The 12,780-nt window shown below is 30.4% G+C and carries 14 protein-coding genes; 8 read left to right on the top strand and 6 right to left on the bottom strand.

What is annotated here, in order from left to right; translation table 11 throughout:
• Positions 1-19: 19 nt before the first annotated feature.
• The 6 genes from gyrB to dnaA all read right to left on the bottom strand — a co-directional run bounded on the left by gyrB (position 20) and on the right by dnaA (position 6,332).
• Positions 20-1,927, bottom strand: coding sequence for a DNA topoisomerase (ATP-hydrolyzing) subunit B (gyrB, locus tag CC89_RS14200; RefSeq protein ID WP_035293165.1), 1,908 nt, complete (start codon positions 1,925-1,927; stop codon positions 20-22).
• A 24-nt stretch (positions 1,928-1,951) separates the two neighbouring features.
• Positions 1,952-2,215, bottom strand: a complete 264-nt coding sequence (gene remB, locus CC89_RS14195; protein WP_035293163.1) for an extracellular matrix regulator RemB — start codon at positions 2,213-2,215, stop codon at positions 1,952-1,954.
• Between the two features lie 18 nt (positions 2,216-2,233).
• The gene (recF, locus tag CC89_RS14190) at positions 2,234-3,334 is read right to left on the bottom strand and encodes a DNA replication/repair protein RecF (protein ID WP_035293160.1); all 1,101 of its coding nucleotides are present in this window, start codon (positions 3,332-3,334) and stop codon (positions 2,234-2,236) included.
• Positions 3,335-3,391: 57 nt separating this feature from the next.
• Entirely contained in the window at positions 3,392-3,598 is a 207-nt protein-coding gene (locus CC89_RS14185) for an RNA-binding S4 domain-containing protein (RefSeq protein WP_035293159.1), read from the bottom strand.
• 23 nt (positions 3,599-3,621) lie between these two features.
• A complete protein-coding gene (gene dnaN, locus CC89_RS14180) occupies positions 3,622-4,725 on the bottom strand; it encodes a DNA polymerase III subunit beta (protein WP_035293157.1) in 1,104 nt (367 codons plus the stop codon).
• Positions 4,726-4,982: 257 nt separating this feature from the next.
• A complete protein-coding gene (gene dnaA / locus CC89_RS14175; protein WP_035293156.1) occupies positions 4,983-6,332 on the bottom strand; it encodes a chromosomal replication initiator protein DnaA in 1,350 nt (449 codons plus the stop codon).
• Between the two features lie 633 nt (positions 6,333-6,965).
• Here dnaA and rpmH point away from each other — a divergent pair.
• The 8 genes from rpmH to mnmG all read left to right on the top strand — a co-directional run bounded on the left by rpmH (position 6,966) and on the right by mnmG (position 12,760).
• Positions 6,966-7,100, top strand: coding sequence for a 50S ribosomal protein L34 (rpmH, locus tag CC89_RS14170; protein WP_035293155.1), 135 nt, complete (start codon positions 6,966-6,968; stop codon positions 7,098-7,100).
• A gap of 53 nt (positions 7,101-7,153) precedes the next feature.
• Complete coding sequence (gene rnpA, locus CC89_RS14165) at positions 7,154-7,522, top strand: ribonuclease P protein component (RefSeq protein ID WP_035293153.1); 369 nt, start codon at positions 7,154-7,156, stop codon at positions 7,520-7,522.
• On the top strand, positions 7,494-7,703 hold the full coding sequence (yidD, locus tag CC89_RS14160) for a membrane protein insertion efficiency factor YidD (RefSeq protein ID WP_035293152.1): 210 nt from the start codon (positions 7,494-7,496) through the stop codon (positions 7,701-7,703). Before rnpA ends, yidD begins: the two co-directional genes overlap by 29 nt.
• Positions 7,704-7,730: 27 nt before the next feature.
• Entirely contained in the window at positions 7,731-8,408 is a 678-nt protein-coding gene (gene yidC, locus CC89_RS14155) for a membrane protein insertase YidC (RefSeq protein ID WP_035293151.1), read from the top strand.
• Positions 8,409-8,444: 36 nt separating this feature from the next.
• Positions 8,445-9,071 carry an RNA-binding cell elongation regulator Jag/EloR gene (gene jag / locus CC89_RS14150; protein ID WP_035293149.1) on the top strand — a complete coding sequence of 209 codons (627 nt, stop codon included), beginning with the start codon at positions 8,445-8,447 and terminating at the stop codon, positions 9,069-9,071.
• 59 nt (positions 9,072-9,130) lie between these two features.
• On the top strand, positions 9,131-9,295 hold the full coding sequence (locus CC89_RS20625; protein ID WP_185750763.1) for a hypothetical protein: 165 nt from the start codon (positions 9,131-9,133) through the stop codon (positions 9,293-9,295).
• A gap of 181 nt (positions 9,296-9,476) precedes the next feature.
• Positions 9,477-10,856, top strand: coding sequence for a tRNA uridine-5-carboxymethylaminomethyl(34) synthesis GTPase MnmE (gene mnmE, locus CC89_RS14145; protein ID WP_035293147.1), 1,380 nt, complete (start codon positions 9,477-9,479; stop codon positions 10,854-10,856).
• An 8-nt stretch (positions 10,857-10,864) separates the two neighbouring features.
• Complete coding sequence (mnmG, locus tag CC89_RS14140; protein ID WP_035293662.1) at positions 10,865-12,760, top strand: tRNA uridine-5-carboxymethylaminomethyl(34) synthesis enzyme MnmG; 1,896 nt, start codon at positions 10,865-10,867, stop codon at positions 12,758-12,760.
• The last annotated feature ends 20 nt before the right edge of the window (positions 12,761-12,780 follow it).

Below are 12,780 nucleotides of genomic sequence, written 5' to 3'. Positions count from 1 at the left end.
AGTTACACCTCTTTTATCTTTATATATCTAGGTTAACAACTTTTTTCGCATTTTCCTCAATAAACTGTCTGCGAGGTTCTACTTTATCACCCATAAGTATAGTGAATATTTCATCTGCAGCCATAGCGTCTTCTACCGTTACCTTTAGTAAGGTTCTTTTATCTGGATCCATGGTAGTTTCCCAAAGTTGTTCCGCGTCCATTTCTCCTAGACCTTTGTATCTTTGAATTTCTGTGTTTGTATCCTTTCCTCCAACTTGCTGTAATATCATATCTAATTCTTTGTCACTATAAGAATAGTATTCTTTCTTGCCTTTAGATATTTTGTAAAGTGGAGGTTGTGCAATGTACACATGTCCTTGCTCCACTAATTCTTTCATGTATCTGTAAAAAAACGTTAAAAGTAAAGTTCTTATGTGCGCACCATCAACGTCCGCATCTGTCATTATTATAATTCTATTATATCTTATTTTAGTTATATCAAATTCTTTTCCTATACCCGCACCAAAAGCTGTTATCATAGACCTTATTTCCTGGTAACCTAATATTTTATCAAGTCTTTGTTTTTCTACATTCATTATTTTACCCCTTAAAGGTAAAATAGCTTGAAATTCTCTGTTCCTTCCTTGTTTTGCACTACCACCTGCAGAGTCCCCTTCTACTAGGTATATTTCACATTTCTCTGGATCCTTTGAAGAACAATCTGAAAGTTTTCCTGGTAATGATGTACTTTCTAGGACAGACTTTCTTCTTGTAAGTTCTCTAGCCTTTTTAGCAGCTTCCCTTGCACGTGATGCAGTAAGTGCCTTATCCATTATAACCTTTGCTATTTGTGGATTTTCTTCAAGGTAAGCTTCTACTGTTTCTGTAAGTATGCTATCTACTATTCCACGTGCTTCACTATTTCCAAGTTTTGTTTTTGTCTGACCTTCAAACTGTGGATCTGTAAGTTTTACAGATATTACTGCTGTAAGTCCTTCTCTTATATCTTCTCCTGATAGGTTTTTATCAGTTTCTTTTAAAAATCCAAATTTCTTAGAATAATCATTTATTATTCTTGTAAGAGCAGCCTTAAAACCAGCTAAGTGAGTTCCACCTTCTACAGTGTCTATATTATTGGCAAAAGAAAAGATATTTTCTGTGTATGTATCATTATGCTGAAGAGCCATTTCTACAATGTAATCATCTTTAGTGCCTTCTACATATATTGGTTCTGGATACAAAGCTTCTTTATTTCTATTTAAATAACTTACGAAGGATTTTATTCCACCTTCATAGTGAAAAATATCTTCCTTTTCCTCTCTTTCATCCTTGAATATTATTTTAATTCCCTTATTTAGAAAAGCTAATTCTCTTAATCTTTGAGCTAATGTTTCATAATCAAAATCTATTTCCTCGAAAATTTCAGAATCTGGTAGAAAATCTACTCTTGTTCCATGTTTATCTGAAGTTCCTATTTTATTTAAACCTGAAGTAGCTTTACCTCTTGAATATTCTTGTTTCCAAATATCCCCATCTATAAATACTGTAACACTACAATATTCTGATAAAGCATTAACTACAGAAGCTCCAACACCATGAAGTCCTCCGGATATTTTGTATCCTCCCCCTCCAAATTTTCCTCCAGCATGAAGCACTGTCATTATAACCTCAACTGTAGGCATTTTCATCTTATGGTGCATACCTACAGGCATACCTCTACCATTATCCTCTATAGTAACTGAGTTATCTTTATGTATATTTACTTGTATTTCATCACAATATCCTGCTAATGCTTCATCTATGCTATTATCTACTATTTCATAAACCAAGTGATGAAGTCCTCTTAAACTAGTGCTGCCTATATACATTCCTGGTCTTTTTCTTACAGCTTCCAGACCTTCTAGCACCTGTATTTGACTTTCATCATAAACTCCGTTATTTTCCATTAAAACTTTACCTCCTAACCTACGCTATAGTTGAAAGTATATGGTTTTAGCTCTTTTTTGAAGAGTAGATGACGATATTGGAGACAAATATATTTTGCTCTTCTTATCAACTTCTGCAATAACAAAAGATTTAGGCTTTTCCTTAGTAACTCTTTCTACAAACCCATCCTCTTCGGCCAATCTTAAAAATTGACTGGTATCTGAACTATACATAGTGGTTTCCATATCAAAAATGCCTATGACATCTTCTACTGGCACTACTACATTTTCACCTAAATGTAAAAACATAAAATATCCTCCTTAGAACTACTTAATTCTTTCTATATTTCCATTTGTAACTTCATAAGCTAAAGAGTCTTCTCCTAGATATTCTTGAATATTATGCATGCCCGTACAGGTTATAATTGTTTGAATGTCTTTTATAGAACTTAATATATATCTTTGTCTCCTAATATCTAATTCTGATAAAACATCATCCAATAAAAGAACAGGATATTCTCCTGTAATACTTTTAATTATATCCAAAGAAGCAAACTTTATTGTTAATACAGAAGTTCTTTGTTGACCTTGAGAACCATATTCTCTAGCATCTATATCGTTTATTTTTATATCAAAATCGTCTCTGTGTGGTCCTGCTGATGTATTTCTTTTTTCCTTATCACCTTTTCTATGATTTTTTAATAAATAAAAAAGAGCCTGTTCTACGTCTTTTGTATCATTGATATTTTTAATTTGAGACACATAGCTAAAACTTATTTTTTCTTTTCCACTGGTTATATTGGAATGTATACTTTCTCCATATTTATTAAGCATTTGTATGTATTTTAATCTTTCTTTGATTAAATACGCGCCAAATGAACTCATTTGAGCATCATACACATCTAAAATAGCCTCATCGCTTTTAATACATTTTAAAAGGGAGTTTCTCTCTCCTAAGGTCTTTTTATATGCAGATAAATTATAATAATATTTTTTGCTTAGTTTACAAAGTTCTATATCTAGAAGCCTTCTTCTTGCAGATGGAGAACCTTTAACAGTATCTAAATCCTCTGGGGAAAACATAACCACATTAAAAATTCCTATAAGATCAGCTACTTTATTAACTTTTATAGAATTTACATTAATGCCTTTCTTTCCCTCTTTAAATATTTTTATGTCTATCTTTTTATCTAACCTTTCTCTTCCTACAGCAAGAGAGATATACGCATTACTGGAATCCCAATTTATAAGTTCCTTATCTCTGTTTGTTCTATGAGATTTAGCTAAACTGCAATAATATATACTTTCAAGTATATTAGTTTTTCCTTGTGCATTATCTCCTACAAGAACATTTACCCCTTTTTTAAAATCTATTAATAAATTATGGTAATTTCTAAAATTTATAAGCTGTAATCCCTTAACATACATAATTCATACACCTTTTTATTATATCACAATATGATTTAATTAATATAATAGTATTTTTTAAACTATTTCGTACTTTATTCCATGAAGTTCTATTATATCACCTTTAACTAATTTTCTTCCTCTTCTTATTTCTGTTTCACCGTTAACTTTAACGTCGCCTTCTTGTATATATATTTTAGCCTCTGATCCTAATGAAGCTGCACCACTCCATTTCAAAAAAGCATCTAACTTTATTTGTTCTGTATTTATAGTTACTTTTTCCATAATACACAAACTCCTTTTGTAATTTATCTAACAGCTACTCTAACTGGAAGTAATAAATATGTGCAATTATTATTTTCCTTATTTCTAATTATGCAAGGACTAACACTACTAGAAAATTCCATATATATTTCTTCTTCTTCTATTATTTTAAATACATCTATTAAGTATCTTGAATTAAATGCAGTTTTCAAAGATTCTCCTTGCAAAATTATATTTAATTCTTCCCTTACTTTTCCCAATTGAGAATTAGATGTAATTATCATATTATCATCTTCTATATCAAACTTTACTAAATTAGTATTTCCGTCTTTTCCCATTAGAGATGCTCTTTCAATACATCCTAATATTTCATCTTTTTTAACAGTAACTCTAAGATTATATTCTTCTGGTATTATAGAGTCGTATTTTATAAAATCTCCTTCTAAAAGCCTTGATATAATCTTAGTTTTCCCTAGATTAAATAATATATGATTGTCTGTAAAGGATACAGCAACCTTTTTTTCGTCATCTTCTAGTATTTTAGAGACTTCATTTAATGTTTTTCCAGGAATTACACAATTTATATCATTTTCTTCATCAATAGTTTCACTGCGTAAAGCGAGCCTATATCCATCTAGGGCAACTAAATTAAGTTTATTTTTTGTTATTTCAAATAAAACACCAGTTAATATAGGTCTTGTTTCATCTTGTGCTACAGCAAATATTGTTCCTTTTATCATGTTTTTAAGTAATTTCTGAGATAAGAAACATATTTTATTTTCATCTATTGTTGGTATTTCAGGGTATTCTTCTGCACTCATGTGGAAAAGCGTGGAGTTGGATTTTTCACATTTTATATCTATACTGTTTTTCTCCGTAGTACGTATATCTACAGTACTATTAGGTAATTTTTTAATTATTTCCCCGAAAAGTCTTGAATCTAAAACTATTCTTCCATTTTCAAGTACGTTAGCTTCTACTTTAGTTTCTATACTTAAATCTATATCTGATCCTACTAAAGTAACAGTATTATTTTCAGCTATTAATAATATTCCTTGTAAAATAGACATAGTTGATTTTCCTGTAATAGCTTTTTGAGCTATATTAATAGCTTCTTGTAATTTACCTTTTTCACATGTAAATATCAAAGTAAAACCTCCTTATTTATAAACAATTAAATTTTATATAGAAAGAGAAGATAATATATATATAATATAGTAGTAATAGTAGTAGGGGCTGTTAGTATGTGGATAAGTAGTTCAAGCCCTTAAAAACGGGGAAAATATAAGCAAAAATAATTGTGGATAAATAAATAATAAATTTAATATTTTATCCACAGTATCCAGAGATGAAAAACATATTTTCTTTTATCCACAGGTAGTTAAGTATATATTATAAACACATGTTAATTTTGAGATATTTTATTGCTTAAGTCCTCTATGGTACTTTTAAGTCCGTCGTCTTTTTTTAAGTTGTTTGAAATTTTTTCATAAGCATGTATAACAGTAGTGTGATCACGTCCTCCAAACTCTTCTCCTATTTTAGGCAGAGACATATCGGTTAATTTTCTACTTAAATACATAGCTATTTGTCTAGGGTAGGCTATATTTCTAGTTCTCCTAGAGGATTTAAAATCATCCACACTAAGATTAAAATAACTAGAAACAATGTCTTGGATAGAACTAATAGTTATTTGTTTATTTTGGCTATTAGATATTATATCTTTTAGTGCTTCAGAAGCCAAATCTACGCTAATTTCTTTATTAGTCAAAGAAGAAAATGCTACTATTCTAATAAGAGCTCCTTCTAATTCCCTAATATTAGATTTTATTTTATTAGCTATGTATACCATAACTTCATTAGGAATATTTAGATTTTCCACATCTGCCTTCTTTTTAAGAATGGCTATTCTAGTTTCAAAATCCGGAGCTTGAATATCTGCAATTAGCCCCCATTCGAATCTAGATCTTAATCTATCTTCCAATGTAGGAATTTCCTTTGGAGGCCTATCACTAGATAATATTATTTGTTTATTAGCTTCGTGAAGAGCATTGAAAGTGTGGAAAAATTCTTCTTGTGTTCTTTCTTTACCAGCTATAAATTGAATATCGTCAATAAGAAGAATATCTACATTTCTATATTTGTTTCTAAATTCTACGTTTTTATCGTCTTTTATAGAATTTATTAATTCATTAGTGAATTTTTCAGAAGTAACATATACAACCTTCGAATTAGGGTTATTTTCTAATACGTAATGACCTATAGCATGCATAAGGTGAGTCTTACCAAGCCCTACTCCTCCATAAATAAAAAGCGGGTTATAAGCTTTAGCAGGGGATTCTGCTACGGCTAAAGAAGCTGCATGAGCAAAGCGATTACTATTACCTATTACAAAGGAATCAAAGGTATACTTAGGATTCAGAGTAGAAGTTATCTCAGGGTTAGCTATTATTGTACTCTGTTCTTGTTTTATTTGTTCCTTTGGTTGGGCATCTACTGCCTCTTCGCTGGCAATTATAAATTCAATATCATAAGATTTTGAACCTATTAATTTAACAGCATTAGAAATTAGATTTTTATATCTATTTTCTAATATTTCCTTAGTAAAATTATTAGGCACCCCTAATTTTAAGCTATTCCTGTCTATGGATATAGGAATTATGCTTTTAATCCAAGTATTAAAGCTTACTTCTGTAAGTTCACCTTTTATAATATTTAAGGTTTTTTCCCAAATTTGAGTAAGATGAACATCCATTTCTTATCCTCCAGTTCAAAAAATAATAAACAATATATAAACAGAGTTATCTACAATTATTAACCCATCTATAAATACTAGACCAATGTACATAAAAATATTCACATGTTGATAATTATGTTTATAATTTCAGAGAATTTTATTATAACATAAATTATCAACAGATACATAAAAAAAGTTATTTACATAAAAAAAATTATAAAACCACTATATAAGCCGAATAAAAAAAATGTAATAAAAAATATATACAGGTTAAAACAGTTTATCCACAAAGTTATCAACAACCTGTGTATAACTATTAATAATAAAAAAATATTCACAGTTCACAATTAATAATATCAAAAGGGATAAAGGTATTCAAGAAGTTATCCACAAAAAGATTAAAAATATGAAAAAATATTCACAGTTTACTATAAAAATTTTAAAATATACCTTTTTAGTAATAGATTTAGTAATAGAAAATATTAAAAATAAAAGTGATTTTAATGAGGGAGATTTTTTAGCATTAATATACATTTTGTTCTTCTTGACAATGAGTATCTATAACTATATAATTTAATAGTAAAACCATAAATATAGTTAGTAAGTAATACTTTGCTATATACTAACTTCAAATGAAGGAGGTGCAGTAAGATGTTAAGAACTTACCAACCAAAGAAGTTACAAAGAAAAAGAGAACACGGTTTCAGAAAGAGAATGAGCACTAAGTCTGGAAGAAATGTTCTTCAAAGAAGAAGACTTAAAGGTAGAAAAAGATTGACAGCATAAGGCCGCAGAAGTGGCCTTTTTCTGCAACTGCAGATAGAAGGAGTAAGGTTTAAATGAAACTGGAAGGTTTAAAGAAAAATGTTGAGTTTAAAAATGTATATAAAAGAGGAAAGTCTTTTTCTAATAACTTATTAGTTTTATATAAGTATAAAAATAAAAAAAACGACAATACTAATAGATTAGGAATTTCAGTTAGTAAAAAGGTAGGAAATAGTGTAGTCAGAAGTAGAGTTAAGAGATTGATAAAGGAAAGCTACAGATTAAACCAACATAATTTCAAAGTAAATGACCTTGATTTAGTAATAATAGCTAGAACTAGTTGCAAGGATAGAACATACAAAGAAATAGAGAAAGCTTTAATCAATATAATTAAGAAAGCTGGTTTATATAATAATGAAGAGAGTTCTAATTTGCATAATTAAATTCTATAGAAAATACATATCTCCATTGAAAAAGCCCTGTTGTAGGTTTTATCCTACATGTTCACAGTATGCCTTAGAGGCTATTGAAAAGTATGGAGCTTTAAAGGGAGGTATTATGGCTATAAAGAGGATTTTTAAATGTCATCCTTTTCATGAGGGTGGATATGATCCTGTTAAATAATAATATTTAATTTTGGGAGGTTTAAAAGTGCAGTTTTTATCACAATGGTTATCGAAATTTTTTGAAATGTTGCACACTGGGTTAAATAGCTTTATACCCAACAATAATATCACGTATGGCTTAGCCATAATATTGTTTACAGCAATAATAAGAATAATATTGTTGCCTATAAACTTTAAACAGATAAGATCTACTGTTAAAATGAGTGAAATACAACCAGAAATGAAAAAATTACAGGAAAAATATAAAAATAATCCTCAAAAAATGCAAGAAGAAGTTATGAAACTTTATAAGGAAAATGGTGTAAGTCCTTTAAGCGGATGTCTACCTTTAATAATACAGATGCCAATATTATTTGCCATGTATTATTTATTTTTAAATTTACCTAACATAAGTGGTGTAAGCTTCTTATGGATGAAAGATTTAGGGGGAGTAGCATCACTTAAAGATCCACTTTCATTAATATTGCCAATATTGTCAGGGGTAACTACATACCTTTCATCAGCTATGATGGGAATGAAGGGTGATGGCATGCAGGCGAAGCAAACTTCTATTATGAATATATTCATGTCTGTGTTCATCACATATATGAGTTTAAAATTTAAAGGGGCATTGGTACTTTATTGGGTAACAAATAACTTATTCCAAATTGGTCAAACTGTTGTAATGAAAAGGAATGAGAAAAAAAGTAAGCAAAATGCCTAAGAATGATTTGTTGTAGAAAGGCGGTGTCTTACGGTAATGAGAAGTATTGAAGTTATGGGGAAAAATGTAGAAGAAGCTATACAAAAAGGGTTGAAACAGCTTAATTTAACTGAGGATAAAGTGGAAATTGAAATACTTGAAGAGGGAAGCAAAGGATTATTTGGTTTTATAGGAGCTAAATCTGCTAATGTTAAACTTACAGAGAAAAAAGATTATACAGAAGAGGCTAGAAGCTTTTTAAGAAAAGTCTTAAATGCTATGGATATAAAATCAGAAATAAGAATAAAGGAAGAAGGCTCTGCTTTAAAAATAAACCTTTCAGGACCTAATATGGGACTCATAATAGGCCATAGAGGGGAAACTTTAGATTCACTTCAATATTTAGTTAGTCTTGCTGTTAATAAGGATAATGATCAGCCGTACAAGAGAATTATTTTGGATACTGAAAATTATAGATATAAAAGAGAGCAGACTTTAAAAAAATTAGCTGAAAAAATGGCCTATAAGGTTAAACAAAAAGGCAGAAGTGTTAAATTAGAGCCAATGAATCCATATGAGAGAAGAGTTATACATTCTGCACTTCAAGGTGATTCGGAAATAAAAACTTATAGTGAAGGACAGGAACCATATAGAAGAGTAGTCATTGATTTAAAGAAAGCCTAAAGGGCTTTCTTTTTCTTAGTTATTCAACTTTCGCACACAATTTTTAAGTTTAATATTATATGAATAAAGAGAATACAAATATAGAGAATACAAATATAGTTTTAAATTGTGATTTTATAGCTGCGAAAGTTCAGTTAGTTATTGTAAATAAGAAAACCACTAATCGTCAAGCTATAAATAAAGCTTTTAGTGGGGATTGGAGACTGGAAATTAACAATTGGTAAAAGCACTTGTGAATACATAGGATGGATTTTTTTATAGGTAGTGATAAATTAGAAAATATAACCTATATTACTGTTTAAATTTATATTTTTATTTGATAAAATTAATACAGTGTAAAAAAAATATATTGGGCTAAAATAATAATATTAAGCAAACATATATAATTGGGAGGAAGTTAAGAGTATGAAAGAATTTGATACCATTGCAGCTGTATCAACTAGTTTAGGTGAAGGAGGAGTTTCAATAATAAGAGTATCTGGGGATAATGCTTTACCTATAGTGGATAGTATTTTTAATGCTAAGAATGGTAAATCCTTAGAAGGAATGAAGACTTATACTATGAGGTATGGCTTTATTGTAGATAAGGATAGTAGAGAAGTAATAGATGAAGTTATTATAAGTTATATGCGGGGCCCTAGAAGTTTTACAGCGGAGGATACTGTAGAAATAAACTGTCATGGTGGAGTGGTGGCTACCAATAGAGTTTTAAAAGAAACTATAAAGGCTGGAGCAAGACTTGCAGAAAGAGGGGAGTTTACTAAGAGAGCTTTTCTCAACGGTAGAATAGATTTGAGTCAGGCAGAGGCGGTAATTGATATAATAAATGCTAAAACAGAACTTAGTATGAAATCTGCTATCAAGCAGTCAGAAGGCATAATTTCCAAGGAAATATCAGCTATAAGGGGTGAACTCCTAGCACTTATTGCCCATATAGAAGCCACAGTAGACTATCCTGAGGATGATTTAGAAGAAGTTACTTCTAAAAGAGTAAATATTCAATTGTCAAATGTTATAGAAGATATAGATAAATTATTAAGTACTGCTGAAGAAGGAAAGATGTTAAAAGAAGGAATAAAGGTGGTAATAGTAGGTAAGCCCAATGTTGGTAAATCATCTCTTTTAAATGCATTGCTCCAAGAAAAGAGGGCCATAGTTACAGATGTACCTGGAACCACTAGAGATGTAATAGAAGAGTATATAAATATAGATGGAATTCCTATAAAGTTAATTGATACAGCTGGCATAAGAGAAACTGAAAACATTGTAGAAAAAATAGGTGTAGAGAAGTCTAAAGAAAAGATTCAAGAGTCGGATTTAATAATATTGATGTTGGATTTAAGCAGAAAATTAGATAGAGAAGATGAAGAAATTATAGAATTTATAGAGGATAAAAAGTATATTGTCCTTTTAAATAAAAAGGATTTAAATAGACAGATAGAAAACAATGAACTTTCTAAACTAGACTCCCAATACCTTATAGATATTTCTGTAAAAACCGGAGAAGGACTAGATAAAATAAGAGATTGTATAAAGCAGTTATTCTTTAAGGGAGAAATAAATACAGAAGATGTATATGTAACTAACAATAGACATAAAGAGGCATTAATAAGATCTAAGGAAAGTTTAAAGGCTGCTATAGACATTTTAGAAAATGTAGAGGCTATAGACTTAGCTTCTATAGACATAAGAAACGCATGGACGGCCTTGGGAGAAATTACTGGTGATACAGTAGAAGAGGATATAATAGATAAGATTTTCTCAGAATTCTGTTTAGGAAAGTAGGGATGAAGATGAGTTACCATGCAGGAGATTTTGATGTAATAGTTATAGGGGCTGGACACGCAGGTTGTGAGGCTGCACTTGCTTCAGCAAGACTTGGATGTAAAACTTTGGTGTGTGCAATAAATTTAGATAGCATTGCTCTTATGCCTTGTAATCCTAATATAGGGGGAACAGCTAAAGGACATTTGGTTAAAGAGATAGACGCCCTAGGCGGAGAGATGGGAGTAAACATAGATGAAACATTCATACAATCTAGAATGTTAAATACTTCTAAAGGACCAGCTGTTCATTCTTTAAGAGCACAAGCAGATAAAAGGAAGTACTCTGAAAGAATGAAATGGGTGTTAGAGAAAGAACCTAATATAGTTTTAAGGCAACTGGAGATAACTGATGTAGATGTTAATGAGGGAAAGGTGCAAGGAGTGTTAACTTCTAATGGAGCTTATTTTAATTGTAAGGCGGTTGTTTTGGCTTCCGGTACATATTTGAAATCTAGGGTTATTGTAGGTGATGTAAGTAGAAATGAAGGACCGAGCGGACTTATGCCTGCCAATGAATTATCTAAAAAGCTTTTAGATTTAGGTATTTCTTTAAGAAGATTTAAAACTGGAACTCCATGTAGGGTTAATAGTAAATCACTGGATTTTTCAAAAATGATAGAGCAGCCAGGAGATAAAAAGATAGTTCCTTTTTCTTTTATGAATGATGATATACAAAGGGAACAAGTATCTTGTTATCTAACTTATACAAATGAAAAAACTCATGGAGTTATTACAGATAATATAAATAGATCACCTCTATATAATGGAAGTATTGAGGGGGTTGGGCCTAGATACTGTCCTTCTATAGAAGATAAGGTAATGAGATTTAGAGATAAGGAACAACACCAAGTGTTTATAGAACCAGAAGGAGAGTTTACAGAGGAGATGTATGTAGGTGGCATGTCCAGCTCTCTTCCAGAGGATGTACAAGTTAAGATGGTTAAGACTGTCCCGGGTCTTGAGGAGGCTGAAATTACAAGAATAGGATATGCCATAGAATATGATTGTATAGATCCAACTCAGCTTAAACTTTCTTTAGAATTTAAAAATATTGATGGATTTTTTTCAGCAGGACAGGTAAATGGAAGTTCAGGATATGAAGAAGCGGCTTCTCAAGGACTTATTGCAGGTATAAATGCTGTTCTTAAAATTCATGGAAAGGAACCTTTTATATTAAATCGTTCAGATGCCTATATAGGGGTTTTAATAGATGATTTAGTTACTAAAGGTACTAATGAACCATATAGAATGATGACATCAAGATCTGAATATAGACTTATTTTAAGGCAGGATAATGCAGATTTGAGATTAACTGAAGCAGGATATAAGGTTGGTCTTGTAAAGGAAGAAAGGTATAAAAAATATTTAGATAGAAAAGAAGCTATAGAAAAGGAAATAGATAGAATTAAGGCATTAAAAATAACTAACAAGAGAGAAGTCAATGAATTTTTAACAGGATTAAATTCTGTAGAATTAAAGAAACCTATTAGTTTATACGAATTAATAAAGAGACCAGAGCTTAATTATTATATAGTAGAACCGTTAGATGTAGAAAGACCCAAATTGCCTGAAAATGTTAAAGAACAGGTAAATATAGTTTCTAAATATGAAGGTTACATACAAAAACAAATAGAACAGGTAAATAGTTTTAAGAAAATGGAAAATAAGATTATACCAGAACGTATAGAGTACAATGATGTAAAAGGTCTTAGAATAGAGGCTATACAAAAGCTTGATAAAATAAGACCTACTAATTTAGGTCAGGCTTCAAGAATTTCAGGAGTTTCTCCAGCGGATATATCTGTGCTTATGATATATTTAGAACAATTAAAAAGAAGCAAGAGGGAAAAGGAAGTAAAATAAAGTAATGTGTAAAGTGAGGA

This window comes from Clostridium sp. KNHs214, from assembly GCF_000744935.1.
GTDB lineage: Bacteria > Bacillota > Clostridia > Clostridiales > Clostridiaceae > Haloimpatiens.
Note: the sequence above shows the minus strand (reverse complement) of the source record. Positions and strands in the feature narration are given on the sequence as shown.